Raw genomic sequence first — 26,764 nt, 5'->3', positions numbered from 1 at the left:
TAGTCTAGCGACATGACTTTCCAGCAGCCGCATCCGCCAGCCACTGAGAACCAGCCGGGGCAGCCCGTCCCGGCGCTGTCGCTGCGCGGGCTTGCCAAGCGCTTCGGCGACAAGATCGCCGTCGACGGCCTCAGCCTCGACGTACCCGCCGGTTCCTTCTACGGGATCGTCGGCCCGAACGGCGCCGGCAAGACCACCACACTCTCGATGGCCACCGGTCTGCTCCGGCCCGAGTTCGGTACGGCGCTGGTGCACGGGGTGGATGTCTGGAAGCACCCGCTGGAGGCCAAGAAGCTGATGGGTATCCTGCCCGACGGCGTCCGGCTCTTCGACCGGCTGACCGGCGAACAGCTGGTGAGCTACGCCGGCCTGCTGCGCGGCATGGACAGGGACGTGGTGGCCGTACGCGTCAGGGAACTGCTTGCCGCCCTGGACCTGAGCCCCGACGCCGGGACGCTGGTGGTGGACTACTCGGCCGGCATGACCAAGAAGATCGCCCTCGCCTCGGCGCTGATCCACGCGCCCCGGCTGCTGGTGCTGGACGAGCCGTTCGAATCCGTGGATCCGGTGTCCGCGGCCAACATCCGCGACATCCTGGACCGGTATGTGGCCTCCGGCGGCACCGTCATTGTTTCCAGCCACGTGATGGACCTGGTCCAGCGGATGTGCGACCACGTCGCCGTCGTCGCCGCCGGGCGGCTTCTCGCTGCCGGGACGGTGGACGAGGTCCGCGCCGGCGAGTCCCTGGAAGACCGTTTCGTCCAGCTGGTCGGCGGCCGCAACCACACGGAGGGACTGGAATGGTTGCGCACCTTCTAAGGCTCAAGCTGACCCTGCTGCGCAACAGCCTCCGGCGCAGCCCCTGGCAGCTGGTCGGCCTTGGCCTCGGCACCCTGTACGCGCTGGGACTCGTTGGGTTCGGAGTCACGGGGCTGCTGGTCCTCCGCGGCGCGGACGCCGGCCTGGCGCAGACCGTCGTCGTGCTGGGCGGTGCCGCGGCCCTGCTGGGGTGGGCCGTCGTCCCGGTCGCTGCCTCGGCCGCCGACCTGACACTCGACCCGGCACGGTTCACCACCTTTGCCGTGCCGACGCCGCAGCTGCTGACCGGTCTGGCCCTGGGCGGGCTGATCGGAATACCCGGCGCGGCGACACTGCTCGTGGCACTCGCTACCGTCGGGACCTGGTCCCGGAGCGTCCCAGGCGCGGCGGGCGCCCTGGTCGGCGCCGTCCACGGTGTGCTGAGCTGCATTGTGCTGTCCAAGGCGGTCACCACGGCCACCGCCGGGCTGGCGAGTTCCCGCCGGTTCAAGGACGCCAGCGCGCTGATCTTCCTGATTCCGCTCGTCCTGATGGGTCCGATTGTGGCGAGCGTCGCCGCCGGGATTGCGGAATCCGGGGATTTCCTGACCGGGCTCGCCCGCACGCTGTCGTGGACCCCGGCGGGGGCCGCATGGTCTCTCGGCGGTGAGCTGGCCGCCGGGAACTTCGGTACCGCGGCCCTCAAGTTCCTGATCGCGGTGGCCACCCTCGCCGGACTGGCGCTGTGCTGGAAGCTCCTGCTGCAGCGGGCCCTCGTGACGCCGCCTTTCGCCGGGACGTCCAAGAAGGGCGCCGGCGGACTCGGTTTTTTCCGGCTGTTTCCGGCGACGCCGACGGGTGCGGTCGCCGCACGGTCGTTGACCTACTGGCTCCGGGACCCCCGGTATGCAGGCGCCCTTGTTGTCATTCCGCTGCTGCCGGTACTGCTCCTGTTCCAGGCCACCCAGACGGGATCCTACGGGCTGCTGCTCTTCATCGGTCCGCTGACCGCTTTCCTGCTGGCCTGGTCCATCTCCACAGACGTCTCCTATGACAACACCGCCTTCGCGCTGCACCTGTCCACGGGCGTGCGGGGGGTCCATGACCGGCTTGGCCGTGCGGTGGCGTGCCTGGTTTTCGCCCTGCCGGTGGTGCTGGCGCTCAGCGTCCTGCCCTTCCTGTTCGGCGCCGACTGGCGGCTCCTCCCCGGCGTGCTCGGGCTGTCCCTCGGTGTCCTGTTCAGCGGGATGGGCCTGTCCTCGGTGGTCTCGGCGCGCTACACGGTCGTGGTGCCGCTCCCGGGCGACAGCCCGTTCAAAAAACCGCCAGGCAATGTGGCGCAGACCATGGCGGTGCAGTTCGGCGGGATCGCGGCACTCATGCTGCTGGTCGTCCCGGAAGTGGCGCTGATGGTGGCGCAGTTTGTCACCGGCAGTACCGTGCCCGGCTGGATCAACCTGGTCGTCGGCCCGGTCCTGGGGCTCGGGTTGTTCGTCGTCGGGGTACGGCTGGGCGGGAAGTGGCTCGACGCCCGGGGGCCGGAACTCCTCGCCCAGCTCGCCGTCAACCGCTGACCCGCGCGCCGTGGCCGTGACTGCGATAGCCTGCCACTAGGGCAGCTCCGCCCCAGGGCACAGCAAGCGCAAAGGCAGGCCATGGAAGTCGTCATTCTGTCCGGCACCAAGCCGATAGCGGCCCTCGCGGCGGACGCGATTGAGGCTCTGCTGCGGCGCAAGCCCGACGCCGTCCTGGGACTGGCTACCGGTTCGTCACCGCTGCCGGTCTACACCGAACTGGCGCTCCGGCACGAACGGGAAGGCCTCGACTTCAGCCAGGTGCGCGCCTTCACCCTGGACGAGTATGTGGGCCTTCCGGCTGGCCACCCGCAGTCCTACCGTGAGGTGATCCGGCGCGAATTCACCGAACGGGTGAACATCAACCCGGCCAACGTCCACGGACCGGACGGCCTGGCCGCGGACATCCCGGCCGCCTGCCGGGCCTTCGAGGACGCAATCCGCGGGGCCGGGGGAGTGGACCTGCAACTGCTGGGGGTCGGCACCGACGGGCATCTCGGATTCAACGAGCCCGGTTCGTCACTTGCCTCCCGGACCCGGGTCAAAACCCTGATCGAACAGACACGCCGGGACAATGCCCGGTTTTTTCGAAGCCTGTCCGAGGTCCCGCACCACGTCCTGACCCAGGGGCTGGGAACCATCCTGGCGGCCCGGCATGTGATTCTGATCGCCACCGGCGCGCAGAAGGCCCAGGCGGTCCGGGACCTGATCGAAGGGCCCGTGGCCGCCATCTGTGCCGCGTCCGTCCTGCAACTGCATCCGCACGCCACGATCCTGGTCGACGAGGCGGCGGCATCGTCGCTGCGGCTCGCCGACTACTACCGCCACAGCTATGAGAACAAGCCGTCGTGGCAGGGGCTGTAGCGACCCGTTCGCGCGCTCGCGCACCCCTCCCGTCGCAACTCTGTCCGATCCAGCGGCTAAGATGGGTCACATGAACAGCATGACCGATCCTCTCGAAAACGACCCGATGCGCGAGCTCTCCGGAGCCGGGGCGTCGACGGCCACGATCGAGCGCGAGGAACTGCGCCAGGAAGTCGAGCCCGGTGACCGGGAACGCTTCTCGCACTACGTGCGCAAGGAAAAGATCATGGAATCCGCGCTGTCCGGCGAACCTGTCATCGCCCTGTGCGGCAAGGTCTGGACGCCGGGCCGCGACCCGAAGAAGTTCCCCGTGTGCCCCGAATGCAAAGAGGTCTACGAGGGCCTCCGCGCGGGCGGCGACGGCGGCAAGGGTTCCGGCGACAAATAAGCGCGCCCACGTAAAGCGGCGGCCACGTAAAGCGGCGGCCACGTAATGCCGCCACGGGACGCGGGAGTGCGGACGGGCGCGGGGGTCCAGCGCCCCGGCGCCGGGCATGCCTGCCTGGCACCGTGGAGAGCTGTTCGCCCCCTGAATGATGCCCGGCCTGCCGGCCGGCGATTGCTTCCGGTTCATCCATAACAGATTGGTGTTTTTTGTGCTTAAGTGGGTTCCTCCGGCGGGGGCAGCAGTGCGCGGACTGGAAGGCACCTAAGTGACAGAGACACTCTTTGGCGGACCCGTCCTGCCGCCCGCCTATCCAGAGCGGGCCGCCTGGGGTACCGCGCCGAAACTCCGTGCCTGGCAGCAGGAAGCCCTGGACAGCTACTTCAGTACCCATCCCAAGGACTTCCTGGCGGTCGCCACGCCCGGCGCCGGCAAGACAACCTTTGCGCTGCGGGTGGCGTCCATGCTGATCGAGGCCAACGTCATCAACCGCGTCACCATTGTGGCGCCCACCGACCACCTGAAGCGGCAGTGGGCCGACGCCGCCGCCCGGGTGGGGATCGCCATCGACCCGAACTTCAAGAACGCCGACGGCCAGCACGGCCGCGGCTTCGTGGGCGTCGCGGTCACCTACGCCCAGGTGGCCAGCAAGCCGATGCTGCACCGGGCCAAGACCGAGGCCGCCCGCACGCTGGTCATCCTCGATGAAATCCACCACGGGGGCGAGGCGCTCTCGTGGGGCGACGGGCTCCGGGAGGCCTTCGAGCCCGCGGCACGCAGGCTGTCCCTGACGGGCACACCTTTCCGTTCCGACACCTCGCCGATCCCGTTCGTGGAATACGCCGAGGACCGGGACGGCATCCGGCGTTCCAAGGCAAACTACACCTACGGCTACGGCAAGGCGCTCCGGGACCACGTGGTCCGTCCCGTGATGTTCATGGCCTACTCCGGCCAGATGCGCTGGCGGACCAGCGGCGGCGAGGAAATGGCGGCCTCCCTCGGCGAGGCGGCGGTCACCAAGGACGTCACCGCCCATGCCTGGCGGACCGCGCTGAACCCCACCGGGGAATGGATCCCGGCCGTGCTTGCCGGGGCGGACAAGCGCCTCAGCGAGGTGCGCCGCACAGTTCCCGACGCCGGCGGGCTGGTCATCGCGACCGACCACGACGACGCGCGCGCCTACGCCGGCCAGCTGAAGAGAATCACGGGGGAGTCACCCACGGTGATCCTCTCCGACGACACGAAGGCCTCCAGCAAGATCGAGGAGTTCACCGCCAGCGAGAAGCGCTGGATGGTGGCCGTGCGGATGGTTTCCGAAGGCGTCGACGTCCCGCGGCTTTCCGTCGGGGTGTATGCGACTTCCATCTCCACTCCGCTGTTCTTCGCCCAGGCCGTCGGGCGTTTCGTGCGCGCCCGGAAGCGCGGCGAGACGGCGTCGGTCTTCCTGCCCTCGGTGCCGCAGCTGATGGCACTGGCCAACTCCATGGAGGCCGAGCGGGACCACGCCCTGGACCGGCCCGAGAAGGAGGACGGCGACGGCCTCTTCAACCCGGAAGACTCGCTGATGGACGAGGCGAACCGCGAGGAGAAGGCCTCCGATTCGCTGACCAAGGGCAAGTTCGAGGCGCTGGATTCGCAGGCCTCCTTCGACCGTGTGCTGTTCGACGGCGGCGAGTTCGGCACCGGCGGCGAGGTGGGTTCGGAGGACGAGCTCGACTTCCTCGGAATTCCCGGCCTGCTCGACGCCGAGCAGGTCGGCACGCTGCTTCGCCAGCGCCAGCACGAACAGCTCAACCGCAAGAATGCGCGCGCCCCGCAGGCCGCGGCGGCCGCCGCTGCTGCCGCTCCGGCCCTGCCGGACCACCGCATGCTGATGGACCTGCGCACCGAGCTGGCCAAAAACGTCGCGGCATGGTCCGCACGGACCGGCACACCGCACGGCGTCATCCACACCAAGCTCAGGACCGTCTGCGGCGGCCCGGCCGTGGCCCTGGCCGATGAGGAGCAGCTGCAGACCCGGCTGCGGAAGCTTCAGGACTGGTTCATCGGCCGGAAGTAACCGCCGCCGGTACGAAAAAAGGGGCACAAAAAAGGGACCGGGGTCACCCGGTCCCTTTTTCGTACTATTTTGCAGCTTTAGGGGCTTCCCAGCCGCGGGACTGCGGCTACTAGCCGGCGACGCAGGCGCCGCTGAGGGCCTGCCCGGCGGAGGTGTACGCGACCTGCATCTCCTGCAGCTTGGCGGAGTCCGGGGTTTCCTTCGCCGACTCGTCCAGGAATTCAATGATGGAGTGCAGCGGGGTCTTCAGTTGCTCGGCGGCGCTGGCCTCGACGGGGCGGAGCCGGTTGGCGAGGCGGATCATCCCCGCCTTGTCCTCGTTCGAGGTGGGTCCCGCACCGACACTCTGGACCCGGGCGCAGGTTTCCGCGGTGGTGTCTAACGGGGCGGCCGAGCAGCCGGCGGCGCCGAGCAAAGCCCCGGCAGCGATCAGGACGGTCAGGGTCTTCTTCATGATGTACTCCGGGGTTCTAGCGGGTCAGACGAATACTGGCAGGGATTTCGAGTCTACTGGGAGGGCGCGGCTTTTCCGTCAGCGGTCCGGCCCCGGGCCGCCACATTGCGTTGTGCCGGGGCCTCTTGCCCCAGACGCTGCGCAGCGGAACTGCCAGGGCGACGACGCGGCAGGCTCAGGCGATATCGACGCCGCCGAGCTCCATCTCGGCAATGGCGTCGTCGAGATCCTCGGCAACCCCGACGGTCAGATCCCGCAGTACTGTCACGGAGTACCCGGCCTGCACCCCGTCCAGGGCTGTCGCCTTGATGCAGTGGTCGGTGGCGATGCCGACGAGAACGACGTCTTCCACGTCGTGGCTCTGCAGCCAGTCGTCGAGCCCGATGGTCTCCTCGCCAGCGGCGAAGTCGCCGGCGTCGTCGCCTTGGCCGCTGGCGGAACTGCCGGCTGCCGGCATGGCGCCGGGCTTCCGGTCGCCGGTGGGCACGGCGTCGTCCGGGGCGAGGAGCCCTTCAAAACCCGAGTAGGCGGCGGTGAACTGGCCCTTGCGGAAGTAGGCCTGGATGTATTCGGTGTCCAGATCCGGGTGGAGTTCTGCGCCCCGGGTTCCGGCGACGCAGTGCTTCGGCCAGCTGTCGATGAAGTCCGGGTCCTCGGAGAAGTGCGCGCCGGGATCGACGTGCCAGTCTTGGGTCGCCACAACGTGGTCAAACTGTCCGTGGTGGGCGTCGACGTATTCGCTGATGGCGCCGGCGAGGGCCGCCCCGCCGGCGACGGGCAGCGAGCCCCCTTCGCAGAAATCGTTCTGGACGTCGACGATGATCAGGGCGCGGGACATCAGTTCTCCTCGTAAATGGTGGGGATGGCCGGTTCGCCGCGCTGCAGCCGGTTCACGGCAGCGGGAAGCTCCTTCATGGTGTCCGCGTGACGCTTGCGGGCCCGCACCACACCCTCCGCGCCGGTCCAGCCGGGCAGCAGTGCGCCGTTCTTCACGAACTGCTGCAACAGCGGCCGGTCGTTGCCGTCGTCGTCCGGGCGGTGCCCGATTCCGACGATCTCCTGGGTGGCCGTGCCGCGGTCGTTGAGCTTGCGCAGGGCGTACTTGCGCCCGCCCATGCTGGTCTTGTTCTTGGCGGCCTTGGCGACGGAAACGAAGTCGCCGTCGTCGTCGGTGCGGCTGACCAGCTTGTAGACCATACTGGCCGTCGGCGCGCCGGAACCGGTCACCAGGGAGGTGCCGACGCCGTACGAGTCCACCGGGGCGGACTGGAGGGCGGCGATGGCGAACTCATCCAGGTCCGAGGTGACGATGATGCGGGTGCGTTCGTTGCCCAGGTCGTCCAGCAGCTGGCGGACCCACTGCGCCTGGGCGACGAGGTCGCCGGAGTCCAGGCGCACCGCACCGAGTTTGTCGCCGGCCAGTTCGACGGCGCTGCGCACCGCCGCCTCGACGTCGTAGGTGTCCACCAGCAGCGCGGTTCCTGCGCCCATCGAGGCGATCTGGGCCTCAAACGCCTCGCGCTCGGTGTCGTGCAGCAGGGTGAAGGAATGCGCGGCCGTGCCGACCGTCTTGAGCCCGTAGCGGAGCCCGGCCTCCAGATTGGAGGTGCTGTCGAACCCGGCGATGATGGCAGCACGGGCGGCCGACACTGCGGATTCCTCCTGCGTGCGGCGCGAACCCATTTCCACGCAGGGGCGGCTGCCGGCCGCCGTGATCATGCGCGAGGCCGCCGAGGCGATCGCGCTGTCATGGTTGAGGATCGAGAGGATATAGGTCTCGAGGATGCAGGCCTCTGCGAAGGTGGATTCGACGATCAGGATAGGGGAATTGGGGAAGTACGCTTCGCCCTCCGCGTAACCCCAGATGTCGCCGGAGAAGGAGAACCCGGCCAGATAGTCCAGGGTCTCTTCATTGACCACCTTGGTGCGGCGCAGGAATTCGATTTCGGTGGCGCCGAAGCGGAAATCCGCAATGCCCTCCAGCAGCCGGCCGGTGCCGCCCACAATGCCGTAGCGGCGCCCGTCCGGCAGGCGCCGGGCGAAGGCCTCGAACACTGACTTGCGGTGGGCGGCGCCGGAATGCAGCGCGGCCTGCAGCATGGTGAGCTCGTAATGGTCGGTGTACAGGGACGTGCGGGGCCGGTCCCAGCCAGCTGAGGTAGTCACAAATTCACTCTAGTGCGCATCCCCATAGAATGGACAGATGACCCTCAGCGTTGCGCTCGGCCCTGACACCCAGGAGAGCACCCAGACCGGAACAGGAACGTCGACCGATGTCCTGAGTGCCCCGGACGTCCCATGGAACCTCGTGATCTGGAATGATCCGGTGAACCTGATGAGCTATGTCAGCTACGTTTTCCGCAGCTACTTCGGCTATTCGGAGGCGAAAGCCAACAAGCTGATGCTGGAGGTCCACAAAAAGGGACGGTCCATCGTGGCGCACGGCAGCAAGGAGCAGGTGGAGCAGCACGCGGTGGCGATGCACGGCTACGGTCTCTGGGCCACCGTGGAGAAAGCCACCGGCGGCGGCCCGGGTTCAAACAAGGGCAAAGGAAAACGTGGCTAAGGCATTTAAATACGGAGTCAAGGGCATCACCGGCTATCTGGAACCGGCCGAGCGGGAACTGTTGCGCAGCCTTTTCGACGATGTCGTGTCCATGCTGGAGCCGGCGGAACGCGCCAACCAGGATCCCCTCGCCGCTCTTGTCGGGCTCGACTCCGAGGCCCGCGAACCCACGGACCGTGCCCTGCGCCGGCTGCTGCCGAATGTCTCGAAGACCGACGGCGCCGCCTCCCTCGAGTTCCGCCGGTATACCGAACGGTCGCTCCGGGAGAACAAAATCGGCGCGTTGAAGGCCGCGTCCCTGGGTCTGGACAAGGACGAACTGGTGCTGACCCCGGCCGACGCGCGGCACTGGTCCACGGCGCTCAACGATGTAAGGCTGGTACTCGCCGAACGCCTCGACATCCGCGACGACGAGGACGCCGGGCACGTGCACCTGATGCAGGACTGGTCCCAGGCCGAGGACGTCGAAAGCTACCTGGCCCTGGTCTACAACTTCACCACCTGGCTCCAGGAATCCCTGGTCCAGGCGATGCTGCAGGCGCTGGAGACGCGCGCCTGACCCGCCGCCCCGGCTGGGACCCGGCGCCGGAGCCTGCCGCCGCGTGTGACACATTAGACATGAGTCGCGCGGCACAATGAGATGGCCGCACCGGTGGCTAAGCCCTATCCTCGAATAACCATGACTTCAGCATCGAGCAAGCAGCCGGCAGCGGGAACAGTTGCGGACTCCCCGGCGGGCAACAGCGCCAGCGGGACCGCCAGCCGGATGGGTTCGCGTCCCATCGGTGTGTTTGACTCCGGCGTCGGCGGCCTGACCGTGGCCCGGTCCATCATCGACCAGCTGCCCAACGAATCCATCCTCTACGTCGGCGATACCGCGAACGGTCCCTACGGCCCGCTCCCGATCGCCGAGGTCCGGGCCAACGCCCTGGGCGTGATGGATGAGCTGGTGGATTCCGGGGTGAAGCTGCTGACCATCGCGTGCAACTCGGCGTCCGCCGCCGTGCTGCGCGACGCCCGCGAACGTTACACCGCCCGCTACGGGATCCCCGTCATCGAGGTGATCCAGCCGGCCGTGCGCCGCGCCGTCGCCGCCACCCGCAGCGGCCGGGTCGGGGTGATCGGCACCTCCGCCACCATCGGCTCCCGCGCCTACGAGGACACCTTTGCCGCCGCCCCGGACCTGCACCTGACCTCGGTGGCCTGCCCGGCGTTCGTGCCCTATGTCGAAGCCGGCATCACGACCGGGCCGGAGCTGCTCGCCGTCGCCCGCGAATACCTGGCACCGCTGAAAGCCGCCGGGGTGGACACCGTGGTGCTGGGCTGCACCCACTATCCGCTGCTCACCGGCGTCATTTCCTACGTAATGGGGGAAGACGTCACCCTCGTCTCCAGCGCGGAGGAGACGGCCAAGGACGTGTACCGGGCGCTGGCCTCCCGCGGCCTGGAACGCACCGACGCCGCCGGCCCGACCCACAACTTCATCGCCACCGGCGACGCCGCACAGTTCGAGCACCTGGCCCGCCGCTTCCTCGGACCCGAAGTGCTCAGCGTCCGCCACGTCGACCACGTCGCGGCGCAGTACCCCACGGGCAGCCTCGCCAGAATCACGCCGGAAATGATCGCCGCCGCGCAGGCGGGCGCCAGCCGGCCGCGGATCTCCAACTTCGTGGGCGGATCCGCGGGCGGGGGAACACTGCTGTGAAGCTGACCATCGTGGGCTGTACCGGGTCATTCCCCGGGCCCGGCTCGCCGGCGTCGTGCTACCTGCTCACGGCCAACGACGGCGAACGGAACTGGAAGATCGTCCTGGACCTCGGCAGCGGCGCGCTCGGTGCCATGCAGCGCTACACGGACCTCGAGGACATCGACGGCATCTTCCTCACCCACCTGCACCCGGACCACTGCATGGACCTCTGCGGGCTGCACGTCGCGGTGCGCTGGAAGCCGGGCGGCTGGGGCCGGGGCCGGATCCCGGTCTGGGGGCCCGCCGCCACCGCCGACCGGATGGCCACCGCCTACGGCCTGGAACTGGATCCCGGGATGCACGAGGAATTCGATTTCAGCAACTGGTCCGAACGCAAGCCGGTGTCCATGGGCCCGTTCACGGTCACGCCGTACTCCGTCAACCACCCCGTGGAGGAGGCTTACGCGCTCCGCGTGGAGGTCACCGAGCCGGACAACGACGGCAAGCCGGTCACCCGGGTGCTCAGCTACTCCGGCGACACCGATTCCTGCAGCGGGCTTGAAGACGCGGCCCGCGACGCCGATCTGTTCCTCTGTGAGGCGGCCTTCGAGGAAGGCCGCGACGACGGCATCAAGGACGTGCACCTGACAGGCAAACGCGCCGGGGACGCCGCCGTGGCCGCCGGTGCCCGCCGGCTGCTGCTGACCCACATCCCGGTCTGGACGTCGCCGACCACCGTGATGGCGGAAGCCAAAGGGGTCTTCGGCCAGCACGTGGCCGTCGCCGTCGCCGGCGTGCACTACACGATCTGAACGGAACGCCGTCCCGTCCGGACGGTCCGTGGACCGGGTGATCCGGTCCGGGTCGATAAGCTAGTGGCATGACTTCCGAAGCCCTAACTGCCCCCGTTCTCCGCGCCGACGGCCGGACCCCCGACCAGCTCCGTCCGATCAGCATCACCCGCGGCTGGTCCAAGCAGGCCGAGGGATCGGCCCTGATTGAGTTCGGCAATACCCGGGTGCTGTGCACGGCCTCACTGACCGAGGGTGTGCCGCGCTGGCTCAAGGGCGAAGGCCGCGGCTGGGTCACGGCCGAATACGCCATGCTGCCCCGCGCCACCAACACCCGCTCCGACCGCGAGTCCGTCAAGGGCAAGATCGGTGGCCGCACCCACGAGATCTCCCGGCTCATCGGCCGCTCGCTGCGTTCCATCATCGACACCAAGGCCCTGGGCGAGATCACCATCGTGCTGGATTGCGATGTCCTGCAGGCCGACGGCGGAACCCGCACGGCCGCCATCACCGGCGCCTACGTGGCCCTGGCCGAGGCCATCCGCTTCGCCCGCGAGAACAAGATGCTCGCGCGCAACGCCCAGCCGCTGATCGACACCGTCTCCGCCATCTCCGTCGGCATCATCGACGGCGTCCCGATGCTGGACCTGCCGTACGTCGAGGATGTCCGCGCCGAGACCGACATGAACGTCGTCGTCACCGGGTCCGGCAAGTTCGTCGAAGTCCAGGGCACCGCCGAGGGCGCCCCCTTCGACCGGGACGAGCTGAACAAACTGCTGGACCTGGCCCTGATGGGCACGGAACAGCTCGCCGCCATCCAGCGCGACACCCTGGCCGAAGCCCCGTGACCGCGGGCGCTGCACAGCAAAACGCTGCACAGCAAAACGCCGCACGGCAAAACGCTGCACAGCAAAACGCTGCACAGCAAAACGCTGCACAGCAAAACGCTGTACAGCACGGCCCCACGCCGGTGCTGGTGCTCGCCACACACAACCAGGGCAAACTCCGGGAACTCCGTGAGCTGCTCCGCGGGCAGGTGCCCGGCCTCGACGTGGACACCCAGGTGGTGGACGCGGGCGCTGTCGGCGCGCCCGACGTCGCCGAAACCGGTGTGACCTTCGCCGAGAACTCGCTGCTCAAGGCGCGGGCGGTGGCGGAGGCGACCGGGCTCGTGGCGATCGCCGACGACTCGGGCCTCGCCGTCGATGTGCTGGGCGGGGCGCCGGGGATCTTCTCGGCCCGCTGGGCCGGACGCCACGGCGACGACGCCGCGAACCTGCGGCTGCTGCTCGACCAGCTGGCCGACGTTCCCGACGGGCACCGCGGCGCCGCGTTCGTCTGCGCCGCGGCACTGGCCGTCCCGGGCAGCACCGCTGAGGAGGGCCGGGAGGTGGTGGAGTACGGGCAGCTTGAGGGGACGCTGCTGCGCGAGCCCCGGGGTGCCGGCGGGTTCGGCTACGACCCGGTTCTTCAGCCCGCCGGGCTGGACCGCAGCTGCGCCGAGCTGAGCCCCGCGGAGAAGAACGCGATCAGCCACCGCGGGCACGCGTTCCGCGCGCTGCTTCCGGCGATTGTCGAGGCCCTGGCCGGGAGGTAGCGCCTAACGGCAAACCGCCCGGTGGACGCAAACCGTCCGGTTAATAAGGAAGGCGCCCCGCACTGCGGGGCGCCTTCCTTGTCACTGGTATGTCCGGGGGCCTGTGCTACGGCGTCTTGCGTTCCTCTTCGGGTTCGTGTTCCTCGATGAACTCCTCGACGACGTCAGTGCCGTACTTCTCGGCCTGGCTCCTGGCGATGAAGCCGCGGATGACCTCGATGCCGATCGGGATCACCGAGAGCAGGACGATCACGATGAAGATGATGTCCAGGTTTTCGCGGACCCAGGGGAAGGTATCGCCCAGCAGGAAGCCCAGCAGGGTCACGCCGCCGCCCCACAGCACGGCACCGATCACGTTGAACACAAAGAACTTGCGCTTGCTCATCTGGGCAACGCCGACGATCACCGGGACAAAGGTCCGGATGATCGGTACGAAACGGGCCAGGATCAGCGCCTTGCCGCCGTGCTTTTCGAAGAAGGCGTGGGCGCTTTCCACGTTTTCGCGCTTGAACAGCTTCGAATTGGGCTTGTTGAAGATGGCCGGGCCGGCCTTGGACCCGATCAGGTAGCCGACCTGGTTTCCGATGATCGCCGCGACGATGATCAGCATCACAAAAGCCCAGATGTTGAACTTGATGGTCCCGGTGGCCACCAGGAGTCCGGCCGTGAACAGCATCGAGTCGCCCGGCAGGAAGAAGCCGATCAGCAGGCCGGTCTCGGCAAAGATGATGCCGCAGACCAGCAGCACAACCCAGGGCGCCAGGGCCGGGTCGGCCAGGAAGATCTGGGGGTTGAGCCAGTCGGGCAGGAAGGAGGCCAGTTGCGGCTGGACCGGGCCCGCACCGCCGATCGTGGACACGGCAAAGTCACTCAAAGCTAAAAGGTTCACCCATCAAGCGTACTTGACGGCCGCCGTCGGCCGCCCTCGGGCGTGGCCGGTGCGGGCCGGGCCGGAATCCGGCGGTAAAGTTTGGACCGTGGGTTTGGACTTTACGGCGATCGACTTTGAGACCGCGAACGGCTTCCGGGGTTCACCGTGCGCTGTGGGCCTGAGCAAGGTGCGCGGCGGCGTGGTGGTTGAGGAAGCCTCCTGGCTGATGCGGCCGCCGGAGAACCACGACCGCTTCGACCACCACAACGTCCGGATCCACGGAATCCGGCCCGAGCAGGTGGCAGGGCTGCCGCGCTTCGGTGAGCTCTTCCCGGAGATCGGTGCCTTTATTGGCGGCGACGTGCTGGCCGCCCACAACGCCGCCTTCGACCTCGGCGTGATCCGCTCAGGCCTTGAGGTCTCCGGCCTGCCGGGACCGGCCTACGACTACGTCTGCACCGTGATGCTGTCGCGCCGCTGCTATTCCCTGGTGTCCAATTCCCTGCCGTACGCGGCCGAGGAAGCCGGTGTCCCGCTGGTGAACCACCACGACGCCGCCGAGGACGCGCGTGCCTGCGCCGGGATCCTGATTGACATTGCCGCGCGCAACGGCGCCGGCAGCATCGCGGAGCTTTTCCTGTCCCTGGGCCTGGCAGTATCCCGGCAGGCGGCCTTCGACCCGCTGCGGGATCCGCTCTCCAAGGCCAGCCGGTCAGCCCTGGACGCACTCGCCGGGGGAGGGGCCGCGACGGCCCCGGTCCGGGCCTACCTGCCCGGCTGGCCCGAGGAGGGCGCGAACCCGCCGCCGAACGCCTTCGCCGAGTCCGGCCACCCGCTGTTCGGCCAGACTGTGGTGTTCACCGGCGAGCTCGCCATCCCCCGGCCCGAGGCGAAGATCCGCTCCGCCGAGTTCGGCGCCCGGCCCGAGAGCCGGGTCACGGCCCGCACGACCGTCCTGGTGGTCGGCGACGGGTTTGTGGCCGCCGACCTGCGCTCCGGCAGGCTCACCGGCAAGGCCCGGCGGGTACTGGAGCTGCACGATCGGGGCCAGCGGATCGAGGTCCTCTCCGAAGGCGAATTCCTGCAGATGGTGGGCGGCCATGTGGCCTCCGCCGCGCTTTCCTGACCCCCCAACGTGCAGTGGGTTGCGCGGTCATAGGGTCACAGGGCGCAACAAACAGTGCGCCCGGGGCACGCCTGCTCCTAGCCTTGAACGATGAGCAAACTGACTTCTGCACCGGCACCGGCACCGGCACCTGCACCTGCATCTGCATCTGCACGGAGCGGCGGCATCGACTGGCGCGGGGTCTTCGCATTTCCGAACCCGGTCAACGAGTACGCGGCCCGGATTACCGCCGCCCTTGTGGTGCTGCTGTCCGTGCTGACGCTGCTGACCGGTTTCGGCTGGGGCCTGGCCGTGATCGCCGCCGGATTCTGGCTGCGCGTCCTGTTTGGCCCGCGGATCTCGCCGCTCGCCCAGCTGTCCGTCAAGGTCCTGACGCCGCGGCTGGGGAAGACCCGGCTGGTCCCGGGTCCGCCGAAGCGCTTTGCACAAGGGATCGGTGCCGCGATGTCCACCACCGCCGCCGTGCTGCTGGCCGTGGGGCTCGCGCCGGCCGCCTGGATCCTGTTGGCGGTCCTGATTGTCGCGGCGTCCCTGGAAGCCTTCGCCGGCTTCTGCCTGGGCTGCACCATCTTCGGCTTCCTGCAGCGCCGCGGTCTGATCCCCGCGGACGTGTGCGAGGCCTGCAACAACATTTCGCTCCGCCGCGCCTAGGCGCCGGTCACCGCTGCCAGCCGCGAGGCCATGCCACGGATGACCTCCGGTGCCTCGAGCGCTGCGAGCCAATGCACCGGCAGGCAGTCCTCGCCGTAGAACGTGCCCAGGATGTTGCCGGCAATCGACGCGGTGGAGTCGCTGTCCCCGGAGTGGTTGACCGCGACCGCGATGGCTGCCCGGAAGTGCGCCTCGGGGTCCCCGGCAGCCGCCGTCGGGTCCGCCGCACCATCCGGCGCCGTGGCCAGCACCGCGTACAGCGCGACGGCCAGTGCCTCCTCGGCCACCCAGCCCTCGCCCAGTTCCCGCACCAGTTCTTCAGGAGTGAGCCGTTCTCCGGCGCCGCCCAGCCGCAGGGCCGCCTCCAGCCGCGCGACGAGGTCCGGGTCGGGTTCCTCACCCTTGCGCAGGTGGCCCGCGTCCAGTTCCCCGAGTGCGAATTGTGCCGCTTCACGCAGGCCGTGTCCGGCGGTCAGGGCGTGGATGACAAGGCTGAAGACCCCGGCGCTCTGCCGGGCAGCCGGGTGCCCGTGGGTCAGCGAGGCGGCGTCGGCGCTGAGCTTGTACACGGCGGCCGCCTCGATGTAGGGAATCAGGCCGAACGGGGCCGAACGCATCACCGTGCCGCAGCCCTTCGAATCCGGGTTGACCGGACGGTAGAACGTCCCCATCTCGCCGGTGGCCAGGCCGCTGAGACAGGCGTTTCCCGGAGCCCGGCGGTGCCTGAGGACGGCGTGGGAGTCGATCCAGCGGGGCGGCTGGAACGGTGCCGCCTCCGGCACCGGCACGTCCTGGGTGCCGAGCCAGCGCAGGTAGGCGAGCCACAGGCACGCGTTGGTGTCAGCACCCACGCCCGAGTTCGCCCACTCCAGCGCCTCCAGCAGCCCGTCCACTGTGTACAGCGTGAGTTGCGTGTCATCGGAGAAGTGACTGCCGGCGTCGAGCGCGGAAAAGTCCTGCAGCCCGGCCGCGCCGAACTTCCCGCGGATGGTGGAGATATCGTCGAATTCGACGGCGTAGCCGAGCGAATCGCCCAGGGCACCGCCCAGCAGGCACCCGTGGATCCGGGATGCGTGCGAGGGGGTGGGGGAGGGGCCGGGGGCGGTGACAGGCTCGGTGCTCATGACTTCCAATTTTACCCCGCTCCGCCGGAGGCGCCGGCAGCCGGGACAGGACGGCCAGCCAGAGTTTGAGCCAGGCCTTGAGCCGGGTCTTCAGCCATGGTCCAGAGAACATCCAGATTCAGGTGTCAGACTGCTCGCTGACCCCCAAGCAAAGGAATGCCTGAACATGTTCACGCCTGCGTCTGCCCCCGAGCCGGCCGTCCCGCCGGACGCCGCCCCTGACAGTGCCCTGCGGCACGGGCTGCCAGCCCGGTTGTCCGCGGAAGCCCTCGGGACCTTCTTCATCGTGGTCGCCGGCCTGGGCGTTCCGCTGTTCACCATTCCGCAGTCGAACCCGCTCTCCGCCGCCCTGGCCGCCGGGCTGGCGCTCACCGCCGTGATGCTGGCGTTCGGCTATGTCTCCGGTGGCCACTTCAATCCCGCAGTGACGGCGGGTTACGCGATTGCGGGACGGATCCGGCTCGCCGACGCCGCAGCCTACGTGGGAGCGCAGCTGCTGGGAGCCCTGCTGGGCGCGGTGACGCTGTTCGGGATTCTGCGGACCGTCCCCAACATCGCCGACACCCGGGCCGCCTTTGACACGGTGGCCGCAGGATTCGGCGAGAATTCCGTCATCCAGGTGCCGATGGCCGGGGTGCTGCTCATTGAGGTGCTTGGCGCCGCCGTGCTGGTGGCGGTCTACCTGGGCGCCACCTCCGCCCGGAACCCCTCACGGCTGGCCGCCCCGTTCGCCGTCGGCCTGACCATGGCGGTGCTGCTGCAGTTCGGCCAGGCGCCGGGCAATGCTCCCTTTAATCCGGCGCGCGCCACCGCGTCCGCGCTCTTCAGCAGCCCGGACGTCCTCGGGCAGCTGTGGCTCTTCTGGGTCGCCCCGCTGGTGGGCGCGGCCCTCGCGGGACTCGTGTTCCGCGGCTTCGCGCTGACGACGCCGGCCGCCGGGCCGGTGCCCGACCCGGCTGCGGGGGACGACGAAACGGACGGCTGGGAAGCGGGCGGCGACGACGTCGCGGTCGGCGACCATGGGGACGGCCGCGTCACTGTCCCGGCGGCCGGCGGCGTGGAAGCGCGCGCCTTCTTCGACGGCGAACGCGGAGAGCGCGGCAAGTAGCCCGCCACCCCCAACGCGGGGTCACCTACGGCCCATCCCACGGGGTGGAACGGGCCGTAGGTGACCCCGCGTTGCTGTTCCCGGAGCGGTGGCGCAAGACCGTCGGTGCCAGCGGATACCGTAGGAGCATGCGGTTATTGCACACTTCGGACTGGCACTTGGGCCGGTCGTTCCACGGCGTCGGGATGCTCGAGGCCCAACGCGCGTTCATCGAGCAACTCGTCAGTTTCGTGCGGGATGAGGCGGTCGACGTCGTCCTGATCGCCGGGGACGTCTACGACCGCGCCCTGCCGGGGGTCGACGTCGTCCGGCTGCTCGACGACGCCCTGGTGGGCCTGACCGGCGCCGGCGCGCAGGTGGTGCTGACCAGCGGCAACCACGACTCGGCGATCCGGCTCGGCTTCGCCTCCCGGCTGCTGGCACGCGGGGGAGTGCACCTGCGCACCCGCCTCGCCGAGCTGGACCAGCCCGTGCTCTTCCCGCTCGACGCCGGCGCCGACAGTGACGGTGACGGCCCGGTGCTTGCCATCTACGGCATTCCCTGGCTGGAACCGCGGCTCGTGGCTGAACAGCTTGGCGTCGACACCGCCAGCCACTTTGAGGTGACCCGGGCCGCCACCGCACGGATCCGCGCCGATCTCGCGGCCCGGGCCGGATCCCGGACGGTCCATTCGGTGGTCCTGGCCCACACCTTTGCCAGCGGAGGGATCAGTTCCGACAGCGAGCGGGACCTCAGCATCGGCGGCGTCGGTGCTGTACCGCTGGACCTCTTCGACGGCTTCGGCTACACGGCGCTGGGCCACCTGCACGGCCGGCAGGCGCTCTCGCCGTCCGTGCGCTACTCCGGTTCGCCGCTGGCCTACTCCTTCTCCGAAGCGCAGCACAAGAAGGGCAGCTGGCTGCTGGACGTCGCCGCGGACGGGATCAGTGAGATCCGTGAGGTGCTGTGGCAGGCTCCCCGGACCCTGGCCGTGTTGCGCGGCAAACTCGAGGACCTGCTCTCCGCCGAGGATTTCGCGTGGGCGGAAGGCGCTTACTGCCAGATCACTTTGACGGACTCGCAGCGCCCGGCCCAGGCCATGGAACGGCTGCGCTCGCGGTTCCCCGACACCCTGGTGCTGGGGTTCGATCCTGAAGGTGCCGGCGCTACCGCCAAAACCAGCTACAGCAGCAAACTCGCTGAGGCCGCGGACGACCTTTCCGTCTGCTGCGGTTTCCTGGAGCACGTCCGCGGCCGGACAGCGGACGACCGCGAGGCAGCTGCGCTGGCCGAAGCCCTGGAATCCGTGCGTCTTGAAGGAGTTTCGCTGTGAGGATCCACCGTCTTGAGATCTCCGCCTTCGGCCCCTTCGCCGGCACCGAACACATCGATTTCGACCGACTGAGCGCGCACGGGCTGTTCCTGCTGAACGGTCCCACCGGCGCCGGCAAAACCAGCGTCCTCGACGCCATCTGCTTCGCGCTGTACGGTACCGTACCCGGTGCGCGGCAGGACGGAAAGCGGCTGCGCAGCGACCACGCCGATGCAGGGGTCGAGCCCCGGGTTACCTGCGAGTTCTCCGCCCGCGGCCGGCACTTCGAGGTCTCCCGCTCGCCGGCCTGGGACAAGCCCAGCGCCCGGGGGAAAAAGGGCTTCACCGTCCAGCAGGCCAACACCGTGCTCCGCGAGCGGGTCGACGGCGAATGGACCGAGAAGTCCGGCCGGAACGATGAGGCAGGCGCGGAGATCGCGGAAGTCCTCGGCATGAACCGGGACCAGTTCACCCGCGTCGTGATGCTGCCGCAGGGCGATTTCGCCGCCTTCCTCCGATCCAAAGCCACCGACCGTCTCGACCTGCTGCAAAGCCTGTTCGGCACCCAGCGTTTTGAGGCCGTGGAGGAGGAACTTGGCCGGAAGGCGCAGGCTGCCCGCGCCGAGGTCGCCAGCCTCAGCGGGCAGCTCGAGCTGCTGCTCGCCCGGGCCGAAGCCGAAACAGCCGCGCTGGAGCTGGACCTGGCGGATGCCCCGGACCGGGCCGACCCGGACTCCTTCCTGGCCTGGCTCGGGGTGAACGCCGGCTCGGCCGCGGCCCAGCGCCGCTCGGCCGCGCTGGAGGCAGAAGGGGTGCGCGCCGGCCGCCTGTCCGCCCGGGACGCGGCCACAGCGCGGGCCGCCCGCCAGACCCGGCTGGCCGCGGCCGAACGCCGGCGGTTGGAGGCCGACGCCGCCGCTCCCGCAGTCGCCGCCAGGAGCGGACAGCTCGCCCTGCACCGCCAGGCCGAAGTCCTGGGCGGCCAGCTGCAGGCGGTCGACGCCGCCGGGACGGCGGAGAAACTGGCTGCGGCCGCGATGGCCACCGCCGGTGAGAAACTGCGCACGGCAGCGCTCACCGACCCCGAACTTGCCGTCCTCCGGGACGGAACGCCGGTCAGTTCCGCCGTCGGTTCCGCCGTTCACGGAGACACCGTGCGGTCCGCGCTGCGCGGGCTGCGCTCCCTGCGTGCGGTGCTGGAGGAGCGGCTGCCCGACGAAGCCCGGCTCGCCGGTCTGCGGAGCCGCACCGCCGAGCTTCGGCTGGGCCTGGCTCAGCTGGAAGGCCAACAAACGTCCGGGGCGGCTGCCCTCGCCGGTCTGCGCCGTGAATCAGAAGCCCTGCTCGCCGGCCTGCGTCCGCTCGAAGAACTGGCCGCCGAAGTGCAGCTGCGGACGAAGGAAGCAGCCGCCGCGGCGGAACTCCTCGTCCTGGTCAAGCGCTACGCCGCGGCCGAGGCGGACTGCGGAGCCGTAGAGGCACGCCACCGCGGGGCCCGGGAGGAGTACCAGGACCGGCGCCAGAGCTGGCTGGATCTCCGCGAGGAACGGCTGGCCAACGCTGCCGCGGAACTTGCGTCCCAGCTGCAGCCCGATGTCGCCTGCCCGGTCTGCGGCAGCCCCGAGCATCCTTTCCCCGCCCCGGCCGCGGCATCCGCGTTGATCGTGGCCGAGGCCGAGGAATCCGCGCAGCGCGCCTGCGAGGCCGCGGAAGCCGCCCTCGCGGCGCTTGAACGCGAGCTCTCCGAAGCCCAGCAGAACGTCGCCGTGCTGGCGGCCCAGGGTGGCAACACGGCACCCGAGGACGCCACCCTCGAGGCGGCCCTGGCCAGGGAACGCGCCGCGGAGGCCCGCGACGCGGCGGCCGGGCTTGCCGCCAGCCGGGCCCGGCAGGCGGATCTGGACGACCAGATCACCGCCGGCGAGCGGGCCCAGGCCGCCGCGACGTCCGGCATCCTACAGACCCAATCGACCCTCACCGAAGTCCAGGAGCAGGCCGAAACCCTCGACCTGGCCCTCGGCGCACTCCGGGCGGGCCACCAGGTGCTGGCCGACCGGATCCAGGCACTGGACGGCACGACCGCCGTGCTGGAACACGCCGAAGCGGCGCGGACCCGGCTGGACCAGGCCACGGCCCGTTCCGCGGAGGCCCGGCAGCAGCTCGATCTGGCGCTTCCGGGCACCGGCTTCGAGTCCGCGCAGGCGGCCCGGGCCGTGCTGCTTCCGGCTGCGGACGCGGCGGCACTGGAAGCCGCTGTCCGCGCCGGCCAGGACGAAGCGGCAAGGATCGTGGAGCTCTTTGCCGGCGAGGAACTCGTACTGGCGGCGCGCGAACTGGAAACGGAAGGCCCCCTCGCCGCGGAGGTCGTGGACCAGCTCCGCACGGATGCCGCCACAGCCGAACTCTCGGCCCGGGATGCGGAACTCGCCGCCGGCCTCGCGGAAAAGTCGGTGCGGACCCTGGAATCGATCGCCGCGAACTACGCGCAACTCGCGGAGACCGGACGGGAACCGCGGGAACGGGCGAACCTCCTGACAGCCGTCGCCGACGCGGCGCGCGGTGCGGGCGACAACACCTACCGGATGAGCCTGAACAGCTACGTTCTCGCCGCACGGCTCGAGCAGGTCGCGGCGGCAGCCTCGGAACGGCTCATTGGCATGAGCGACGGCCGCTACACCCTGCAGCACACGGACGCCAAGGCGGCCCGCGGCGCGAAATCCGGCCTCGGCCTGGAGGTCGTCGACCAGTGGACCGGGCAACGCCGGGACACCGCAACGCTCTCCGGCGGCGAGTCCTTTATGGCCTCCCTCGCCCTCGCCCTGGGGCTCGCGGACGTGGTGCAGCAGGAATCCGGCGGCGTGGACATCGAGACGCTGTTTGTGGACGAAGGATTTGGCAGCCTCGACGAACAGGCCCTGGAACAGGTCATGGACGCACTCGAAGGGCTACGCGACGGCGGACGTGTCGTCGGGCTGGTAAGCCATGTCGGCGAAATGAAACAGCGCATCAGCACCCAGCTCCAGGTGGTCAAGGGGCGCAACGGTTCCACCCTGCACATCTCCGACGACGCCGAGGGCTGACGCCGCCCGGCCGCGCCACGGCAGCCGGGCGGCGCCAGGGACCATGCCGCATCCTGGGTCCGTGCCGCGGCGCCAGGGACCGCGCGGGCGGCACCGCGTGCGGCTAGAATAGGTGCGTTACCGGGTCGCGCGCATCGGGAGGAGGGACGATGCGCACCCTTGAACGAACCCGGAATCATGACCCTCTCAACGCCTCCCCAGGCGCCCGTTTCCACGGCGCCCCATTTTCCTGAACCCGATGCTGCCAGTACCCCGTCATCCACGGCACCGGGTCCCGGCACTGCCCCGCCGCCGACACGTACCGGCGGGCGGTATGCCCGGCTCCCGCTGCTCGCCGGCCGCAGCTTCCTCCCGATTGGGCTCTTCGCCCGCCTCCCGCTCGCCATGCTCACCGTGGGAACCCTCACCCTGGTCACGTCCGTCACCGGCTCCTACGCAACCGGCGGCGTCGCGGCCGGCGCAGTGGGGATCGGCTCGGCCCTCGGCGCCCCGGTCCTTGGCGCGCTGGCGGACCGGCTGGGCCAGCGCCCTGTGCTGCTGTTCGCCGCCGTCTTCAACGCAGCCGCCGTCATCGCACTGATTCTCGCCGCCTACCTGATCCCCGGCGACGTGGACCTGGCGGCAGCAATCCCGGTCCTCGCCGCTGCCTTCGTCGCCGGCGCAAGCTGCCCGCAGGTGGGGCCACTGGCCAGAGTCCGCTGGATGGCACTCACCTCCCGAAACGGGCGCGACGCCAACACTGCGGACCTTGACACCGCACTGTCCTACGAGGGCACGGCGGACGAACTGACTTTTGTCCTGGGACCGGCGCTGGTGGGAATCCTCGCCAGCCTGACCACACCCTGGCTGCCGCTCGCCCTCGCCGCTGCCCTGACCCTCACCCTCGTCCCGGCATTCGCCGTGCATCCCACGCATCAGGCGGTGCCCCGGACGCCGGGGCGGACAGCGGCCGCGAAGGAACACACCCGGCAGCTCCGGGCCACGCGCACGGCCGGGCAGCGTGCCGGCGCCGTTGCCGCCGTCGCCCTTCCCGTCCTGGCCATGGTCTGCATGGGCACGTTCTTCGGTTCCACCCAGACCTCGCTGAGTTCCTTTTCCGCCGGCTTCGCCAGCTCTGAAGCAGCGGGCCTGCTCTACGCAGTGATGGGCCTGAGCTCCGCGGCAGCGGGCCTGTCGGTCGCGTACTGGCCCCGCGGGTTCACCTCAAATGCCCGCTGGCTGGCCTGCGCAGCGCTGATGGCAGGCCTGGCGCTGTTGCTGCTGCTGCCCACGACCGCGCTGCCCATGATCCTTGTGCTCCTGGTCCTGGGGCTGCCGGTGGGACCGCTGATGGTCACGGTCTTTGCGGTCGGCGGACGCGTGGCCCCGGCCGGCAAGCTCGGCACCGTCATGACCGCGCTGGCCAGCGGCATCGTCGCCGGCACAGCGATCGGCTCGTCCCTAGCCGGGCAGCTGGCGCAGACCCATGGCTACCCGACGGCCTTCCTCGTGCCGGTGTGGGCGGCTGCGGCGCTGTTCCTGCTGGGAGCGGCAGCCGCCGTCGTGCTTCGGCGACGGAACAGTCCGGTTGCCGGCTGATTCCCTGCATGCCGGCAGTTGCCCTGTCACGTGTGGTTGCTCCCAGGGCCTCATAAGGACCCAGAGTGATAGGCCAACCGGGACGCTGCCGCGTCAGCCCAGCTGGCTCTCGATCCGCCCGGCGCTCACGGACAGCGCCACGGCGACTTCCTCCGGGTTCTGGTCGGCCCGGATGTACACGACGGCAAGGGCCGCCGGCCGCCCGCCCGGAACCCGGATGGGGACGGCAAGGGAGGAGACTCCGGCGATGACCTCGTCATGGCTGGCGGCATAGCCCCGGCGGCGCGCCACTGCCGCTTCGGCCCGGTACGGGATGCCCGGCGCGGCGGCGGCCCATTCCTCTTCCGACATGGCCGACTGGATCGCGATTCCCGGCGCGCCGGCGCTGATCGGATGCCGGGAGCCGGGGTGCTGGACCACCGTGGCCCCGGTGTGCCGCGGGTCCACGGTAACGAGCGTGACGCATTCGGCGTGGTCCCAGATGGCAACAAAGGCGCTCATCGTCAAGGTGTTGGCGAGCTGGGTGAGCTCCGGCAGGGCCGCCGTCTGCAGGTTGCGCGACACTCCCCGGGCCAGGACGGCCAGGCCCGGGCCGGGCTGGACCCGGCCGCCGTCGTCGCGTACCAACAGGGAGTGATCCTCCAGGGTGCGAAGAATGCGGTAGGCGACCGAGCGGTGGACCCCCATCGCGTCGGCGAGTTCGGCGATCGTGAGCGGGTGCTGGGCATCGGCGAGGATTTCCAGGGCGCGGATACCGCGCGACAACGTCTGGGAGGGGGAAGCCTGGGCGCTGCCGGCAATCGGGGTCATTGGTCCATCCTAGGCGCGGGCGGTCATCTGTTGCAGGGAGGCACCGGGTGGCCCTTGTGCTCTGCATTACGGTGCGCTAGCGTTCTATATAAGAACTATGTGTTCGATTATAGAACATACGACTGCTCAGGCAAGAGCCTGCACGCCAGCCCGGCAGCAAGTGGCCTGCACCGACCGCAAGGGATCAACGATGATTGCCAAGCCCCGCAGCGAACCTGTCCCGGTTGTGCCGGGCCGCTCGTCCGGGCCCGGGGCCCAGCACTTCCGCGGGGGCCTGGGCCGGTTCGCCACCGGCGTCGCGATCGTAACCTTCGACGGCGTCACGAAGCGCCACGGCATCACCGTCAATTCCTTCACCTCCGTCTCGATGGACCCGCCCCTTGTGCTCGTCAGCATCGCCCGCACGGCCAAGTCGCACGACGAGCTCGCCGGGCGGCCCTTCACCGTCAATATCCTCGGCGCGGAGCAGCGGCAGCTCGCGCTGCACTTTGCCGGCCGTCCCGGGCCCGAACCGCTCTGGGTCGAGGGCAAAACGGCTCCGCGGCTTTCCCGCGTGCTCGCCTACTTTGAATGCAAGCCCTGGGCGGCGTACGACGGCGGCGACCACACCCTTTACGTCGGCGAGGTAGTGGACTTCAACTACCGCTATGGAGATGCGCTGGCGTTCGCCAACGGCACCTTCACCACCATCCCGGAAAGCCAGCTGGGCATGGAGGACCTGCTTTGACCCGCCGCGCGGCACCGGCCCCGTCCGCACACCACCTACGCCCTTTCGACTCGACTCAACGACGACTGGAGAAACAGTAATGGGTATCCGTACCGGACAGCAGTACCTGGACAGGCTCAACGAGATGACGCCGCACGTGGTGATCGACGGGGAGGTTGTCAGCGAGAAGATCGCCGAGCACCCCGCGTTCCGCAACGTGGCCCGCTCCTACGCCAAGCTCTTCGACATGCAGCACGACCCCCGGTACCAGGACGCGCTGACGTACACCTCGCCCAGCACCGGCGACCTCGTCAACGCCTCCTTCCTGGTGCCGAAGACGGTCGCGGACCTCCAGCGCCGCCGGCGTGCCATCTCCACCTGGGCCGAGGACTCCAACGGTTTCCTGGGCCGCTCCGGCGACTACATGAACTCCTCCCTTACCGCGCTGAGCACGGCCGGAAAGTGGTTTTCCCAGGCCGACCCGAAGTTCGGCGAGAATATCCGCAACTACTACGAGTGGGCCCGGGAAAACGATGTCCTCGCCACGCACACCCTGATTCCGCCGCAGGTGAACCGATCGGTGTCCGGCTCCGAACAGCTCGGCGGCCAGCTCTCGGCCCGGATTGTCGAGGAGCGTGAAGACGGGATTGTCATCCAGGGCGCCCGCATGCTGGCCACCATCGCCCCGATCGCGGACGAACTCCTGGTCTTTCCCTCCACCGTGCTCCGCGGCACGCCGGAGGATGCACCGTACTCCTACGCCTTCGCCATCCCCAACGACGCGCCGGGCCTGCGTTACCTCTGCCGCACCTCGCTGTACAACGGCGGCAGCACCCACGACGAGCCGCTCGCGTCGCGCTATGAGGAAATGGACGCCGTCGCGGTCTTCGACCATGTCTTCGTTCCCAACGAGCGCATCTTTATGCTGGGCAACCCGCAGCTGTGCAATGGCTTCTACTCGGAAACCGGCGCCGGCGCCCTGATGACGCACCAGGTCGTCACCCGCACGATCGCGAAGAGCGAATTCTTCCTGGGCCTGGCGTCCGAACTCGCCGACTCGATCGGCATCGACGGTTTCCAGCACATCCAGGAGGACATCGCCGAACTGATCGTCGACGTCGAGATCGGCAAGGCGCTGGTCCGGGCCTCCGAGGCGGATGCCCAGCTCAACGACGCGGGCGTGATGCTGCCGAAGTGGTCCACGCTGAACGCCGCCCGCAACTGGTACCCCAAGGTCGCCCAGCGGTTCCCGCAGATCATCCGGAAATTCTCCGCCTCCGGGCTGATGGCACTTCCGGGCGAGGCCGACGTCAACAGCGACGCCCGGGCCGACATCGAGATGTACCTGCAGGGCAAGTCGCTGACCGGGCCCGAGCGGGTCCGGCTGTTCAAGCTGGCGTTCGATGCCTCGGTCTCCGGATTCTCCGGCCGGCAGTCGCTGTACGAGTACTTCTTCTTCGGCGATCCGGTCAGGATGGCGGGGGCCATGGTCAACAGCTACGACCGTGAGCCCGTCCGGGCCCGGGTCAGGGAGTTCCTGAACCGTACCGACTGACCGCCGGGGGGGGGGGGCGGGCCCGCCCCGCCCCCCGTTCTCTAGGGTGGGGGGGGCTTTTTTCCTGGGCTTGTTTCCTTTTCCCCCC

25 protein-coding genes are annotated in these 26,764 nt (G+C 69.3%); 19 read left to right on the top strand and 6 right to left on the bottom strand.

What is annotated here, in order from left to right; all coding sequences use genetic code 11:
- Window positions 1–12: 12 nt before the first annotated feature.
- The 5 genes from AC50YM_RS02550 to AC50YM_RS02530 all read left to right on the top strand — a co-directional run bounded on the left by AC50YM_RS02550 (window position 13) and on the right by AC50YM_RS02530 (window position 5,680).
- Window positions 13–819, top strand: a complete 807-nt coding sequence (locus tag AC50YM_RS02550) for an ABC transporter ATP-binding protein (RefSeq protein ID WP_494955449.1) — start codon at window positions 13–15, stop codon at window positions 817–819.
- Window positions 801–2,372, top strand: coding sequence for a transporter (locus tag AC50YM_RS02545; RefSeq protein WP_494955448.1), 1,572 nt, complete (start codon window positions 801–803; stop codon window positions 2,370–2,372). The genes AC50YM_RS02550 and AC50YM_RS02545 overlap by 19 nt, the downstream gene beginning before the upstream one ends.
- An 81-nt stretch (window positions 2,373–2,453) precedes the next feature.
- Complete coding sequence (gene nagB / locus AC50YM_RS02540; protein WP_494955447.1) at window positions 2,454–3,236, top strand: glucosamine-6-phosphate deaminase; 783 nt, start codon at window positions 2,454–2,456, stop codon at window positions 3,234–3,236.
- Between the two features lie 79 nt (window positions 3,237–3,315).
- Window positions 3,316–3,624, top strand: coding sequence for a DUF3039 domain-containing protein (locus AC50YM_RS02535; protein WP_494955630.1), 309 nt, complete (start codon window positions 3,316–3,318; stop codon window positions 3,622–3,624).
- 265 nt (window positions 3,625–3,889) lie between these two features.
- The gene (locus AC50YM_RS02530; protein WP_494955446.1) at window positions 3,890–5,680 is read left to right on the top strand and encodes a DEAD/DEAH box helicase; all 1,791 of its coding nucleotides are present in this window, start codon (window positions 3,890–3,892) and stop codon (window positions 5,678–5,680) included.
- Between the two features lie 109 nt (window positions 5,681–5,789).
- Here the strand turns inward: AC50YM_RS02530 and AC50YM_RS02525 are convergent, their stop codons facing one another.
- From AC50YM_RS02525 to AC50YM_RS02515, 3 genes are all read right to left on the bottom strand, one after another.
- Window positions 5,790–6,134 (bottom strand): hypothetical protein, encoded by a 345-nt coding sequence (locus AC50YM_RS02525; RefSeq protein ID WP_494955445.1) that lies wholly within the window; start codon window positions 6,132–6,134, stop codon window positions 5,790–5,792.
- Between the two features lie 175 nt (window positions 6,135–6,309).
- Window positions 6,310–6,972: an isochorismatase family protein gene (locus tag AC50YM_RS02520; protein ID WP_494955444.1), complete on the bottom strand. Its 663-nt coding sequence runs from the start codon at window positions 6,970–6,972 to the stop codon at window positions 6,310–6,312.
- On the bottom strand, window positions 6,972–8,300 hold the full coding sequence (locus AC50YM_RS02515; protein WP_494955443.1) for a nicotinate phosphoribosyltransferase: 1,329 nt from the start codon (window positions 8,298–8,300) through the stop codon (window positions 6,972–6,974). Before AC50YM_RS02515 ends, AC50YM_RS02520 begins: the two co-directional genes overlap by 1 nt.
- A 37-nt stretch (window positions 8,301–8,337) precedes the next feature.
- Between AC50YM_RS02515 and clpS the strand changes: the two genes are divergently transcribed.
- From clpS to rdgB, 6 genes are all read left to right on the top strand, one after another.
- Window positions 8,338–8,700: an ATP-dependent Clp protease adapter ClpS gene (gene clpS / locus AC50YM_RS02510; RefSeq protein WP_494955442.1), complete on the top strand. Its 363-nt coding sequence runs from the start codon at window positions 8,338–8,340 to the stop codon at window positions 8,698–8,700.
- Window positions 8,693–9,259, top strand: a complete 567-nt coding sequence (locus tag AC50YM_RS02505; RefSeq protein WP_494955441.1) for a DUF2017 domain-containing protein — start codon at window positions 8,693–8,695, stop codon at window positions 9,257–9,259. The genes clpS and AC50YM_RS02505 overlap by 8 nt, the downstream gene beginning before the upstream one ends.
- A gap of 120 nt (window positions 9,260–9,379) precedes the next feature.
- The gene (murI, locus tag AC50YM_RS02500) at window positions 9,380–10,405 is read left to right on the top strand and encodes a glutamate racemase (protein ID WP_494955440.1); all 1,026 of its coding nucleotides are present in this window, start codon (window positions 9,380–9,382) and stop codon (window positions 10,403–10,405) included.
- Entirely contained in the window at window positions 10,402–11,199 is a 798-nt protein-coding gene (locus AC50YM_RS02495; protein ID WP_494955439.1) for an MBL fold metallo-hydrolase, read from the top strand. Before murI ends, AC50YM_RS02495 begins: the two co-directional genes overlap by 4 nt.
- A 68-nt stretch (window positions 11,200–11,267) precedes the next feature.
- Window positions 11,268–12,026: a ribonuclease PH gene (gene rph / locus AC50YM_RS02490; protein WP_494955438.1), complete on the top strand. Its 759-nt coding sequence runs from the start codon at window positions 11,268–11,270 to the stop codon at window positions 12,024–12,026.
- 128 nt (window positions 12,027–12,154) lie between these two features.
- Window positions 12,155–12,775 (top strand): RdgB/HAM1 family non-canonical purine NTP pyrophosphatase, encoded by a 621-nt coding sequence (gene rdgB / locus AC50YM_RS02485; RefSeq protein ID WP_494955437.1) that lies wholly within the window; start codon window positions 12,155–12,157, stop codon window positions 12,773–12,775.
- 106 nt (window positions 12,776–12,881) lie between these two features.
- Here rdgB and AC50YM_RS02480 read toward each other — a convergent pair whose 3' ends face one another.
- Window positions 12,882–13,649, bottom strand: coding sequence for a VTT domain-containing protein (locus AC50YM_RS02480; RefSeq protein ID WP_494955436.1), 768 nt, complete (start codon window positions 13,647–13,649; stop codon window positions 12,882–12,884).
- Between the two features lie 103 nt (window positions 13,650–13,752).
- Here AC50YM_RS02480 and AC50YM_RS02475 point away from each other — a divergent pair, with 103 nt between their 5' ends.
- Both AC50YM_RS02475 and AC50YM_RS02470 read left to right on the top strand, forming a co-directional pair.
- Window positions 13,753–14,772: a 3'-5' exonuclease gene (locus AC50YM_RS02475; RefSeq protein WP_494955435.1), complete on the top strand. Its 1,020-nt coding sequence runs from the start codon at window positions 13,753–13,755 to the stop codon at window positions 14,770–14,772.
- 90 nt (window positions 14,773–14,862) lie between these two features.
- Window positions 14,863–15,423: a DUF4395 domain-containing protein gene (locus AC50YM_RS02470; protein WP_494955434.1), complete on the top strand. Its 561-nt coding sequence runs from the start codon at window positions 14,863–14,865 to the stop codon at window positions 15,421–15,423.
- Here AC50YM_RS02470 and AC50YM_RS02465 read toward each other — a convergent pair.
- Window positions 15,420–16,547, bottom strand: coding sequence for an ADP-ribosylglycohydrolase family protein (locus AC50YM_RS02465; protein ID WP_494955433.1), 1,128 nt, complete (start codon window positions 16,545–16,547; stop codon window positions 15,420–15,422). The genes AC50YM_RS02470 and AC50YM_RS02465 overlap by 4 nt on opposite strands.
- Before the next feature lie 166 nt (window positions 16,548–16,713).
- Here AC50YM_RS02465 and AC50YM_RS02460 point away from each other — a divergent pair, with 166 nt between their 5' ends.
- The 4 genes from AC50YM_RS02460 (at window position 16,714) to AC50YM_RS02445 (ending at window position 23,605) form a co-directional block, all read left to right on the top strand.
- A complete protein-coding gene (locus tag AC50YM_RS02460; RefSeq protein WP_494955432.1) occupies window positions 16,714–17,655 on the top strand; it encodes an MIP/aquaporin family protein in 942 nt (313 codons plus the stop codon).
- 128 nt (window positions 17,656–17,783) lie between these two features.
- Window positions 17,784–18,968 (top strand): exonuclease SbcCD subunit D, encoded by a 1,185-nt coding sequence (locus AC50YM_RS02455; protein WP_494955431.1) that lies wholly within the window; start codon window positions 17,784–17,786, stop codon window positions 18,966–18,968.
- On the top strand, window positions 18,965–22,027 hold the full coding sequence (locus AC50YM_RS02450; RefSeq protein ID WP_494955430.1) for an AAA family ATPase: 3,063 nt from the start codon (window positions 18,965–18,967) through the stop codon (window positions 22,025–22,027). The genes AC50YM_RS02455 and AC50YM_RS02450 overlap by 4 nt, the downstream gene beginning before the upstream one ends.
- Window positions 22,028–22,204: 177 nt before the next feature.
- Window positions 22,205–23,605: an MFS transporter gene (locus tag AC50YM_RS02445; RefSeq protein ID WP_494955429.1), complete on the top strand. Its 1,401-nt coding sequence runs from the start codon at window positions 22,205–22,207 to the stop codon at window positions 23,603–23,605.
- Between the two features lie 93 nt (window positions 23,606–23,698).
- Here the strand turns inward: AC50YM_RS02445 and AC50YM_RS02440 are convergent, their stop codons facing one another.
- Window positions 23,699–24,415 (bottom strand): IclR family transcriptional regulator, encoded by a 717-nt coding sequence (locus AC50YM_RS02440; protein WP_494955428.1) that lies wholly within the window; start codon window positions 24,413–24,415, stop codon window positions 23,699–23,701.
- A gap of 190 nt (window positions 24,416–24,605) precedes the next feature.
- Between AC50YM_RS02440 and AC50YM_RS02435 the strand changes: the two genes are divergently transcribed.
- Both AC50YM_RS02435 and hpaB read left to right on the top strand, forming a co-directional pair.
- Window positions 24,606–25,142, top strand: coding sequence for a flavin reductase family protein (locus tag AC50YM_RS02435; RefSeq protein WP_494955427.1), 537 nt, complete (start codon window positions 24,606–24,608; stop codon window positions 25,140–25,142).
- Window positions 25,143–25,221: 79 nt separating this feature from the next.
- On the top strand, window positions 25,222–26,676 hold the full coding sequence (gene hpaB, locus AC50YM_RS02430; protein WP_494955426.1) for a 4-hydroxyphenylacetate 3-monooxygenase, oxygenase component: 1,455 nt from the start codon (window positions 25,222–25,224) through the stop codon (window positions 26,674–26,676).
- Window positions 26,677–26,764: the final 88 nt, after the last annotated feature.

This window comes from Pseudarthrobacter sp. RHLT1-30-1 (assembly GCF_059383415.1).
The sequence above is the reverse complement of the archived record's forward strand: the minus strand, read 5'-3'. Positions and strand labels throughout refer to the sequence as shown.

Bases quoted from the DNA above. Each gene is read 5' to 3' on its own strand.
- AC50YM_RS02545 (WP_494955448.1), top strand. From the start codon at position 801: ATGGTTGCGCACCTTCTAAGGCTCAAGCTGACCCTGCTGCGCAACAGC.
- nagB (WP_494955447.1), top strand. From the start codon at position 2,454: ATGGAAGTCGTCATTCTGTCCGGCACCAAGCCGATAGCGGCCCTCGCG.
- AC50YM_RS02440 (WP_494955428.1), bottom strand. From the start codon at position 24,415: ATGACCCCGATTGCCGGCAGCGCCCAGGCTTCCCCCTCCCAGACGTTG.
- rph (WP_494955438.1), top strand. From the start codon at position 11,268: ATGACTTCCGAAGCCCTAACTGCCCCCGTTCTCCGCGCCGACGGCCGG.
- AC50YM_RS02455 (WP_494955431.1), top strand. From the start codon at position 17,784: ATGCGGTTATTGCACACTTCGGACTGGCACTTGGGCCGGTCGTTCCAC.
- AC50YM_RS02550 (WP_494955449.1), top strand. From the start codon at position 13: ATGACTTTCCAGCAGCCGCATCCGCCAGCCACTGAGAACCAGCCGGGG.
- murI (WP_494955440.1), top strand. From the start codon at position 9,380: ATGACTTCAGCATCGAGCAAGCAGCCGGCAGCGGGAACAGTTGCGGAC.
- clpS (WP_494955442.1), top strand. From the start codon at position 8,338: ATGACCCTCAGCGTTGCGCTCGGCCCTGACACCCAGGAGAGCACCCAG.
- AC50YM_RS02435 (WP_494955427.1), top strand. From the start codon at position 24,606: ATGATTGCCAAGCCCCGCAGCGAACCTGTCCCGGTTGTGCCGGGCCGC.
- AC50YM_RS02460 (WP_494955432.1), top strand. From the start codon at position 16,714: ATGTTCACGCCTGCGTCTGCCCCCGAGCCGGCCGTCCCGCCGGACGCC.
- AC50YM_RS02470 (WP_494955434.1), top strand. From the start codon at position 14,863: ATGAGCAAACTGACTTCTGCACCGGCACCGGCACCGGCACCTGCACCT.
- AC50YM_RS02465 (WP_494955433.1), bottom strand. From the start codon at position 16,547: ATGAGCACCGAGCCTGTCACCGCCCCCGGCCCCTCCCCCACCCCCTCG.
- AC50YM_RS02520 (WP_494955444.1), bottom strand. From the start codon at position 6,972: ATGTCCCGCGCCCTGATCATCGTCGACGTCCAGAACGATTTCTGCGAA.
- hpaB (WP_494955426.1), top strand. From the start codon at position 25,222: ATGGGTATCCGTACCGGACAGCAGTACCTGGACAGGCTCAACGAGATG.
- AC50YM_RS02445 (WP_494955429.1), top strand. From the start codon at position 22,205: ATGACCCTCTCAACGCCTCCCCAGGCGCCCGTTTCCACGGCGCCCCAT.
- AC50YM_RS02525 (WP_494955445.1), bottom strand. From the start codon at position 6,134: ATGAAGAAGACCCTGACCGTCCTGATCGCTGCCGGGGCTTTGCTCGGC.
- AC50YM_RS02535 (WP_494955630.1), top strand. From the start codon at position 3,316: ATGACCGATCCTCTCGAAAACGACCCGATGCGCGAGCTCTCCGGAGCC.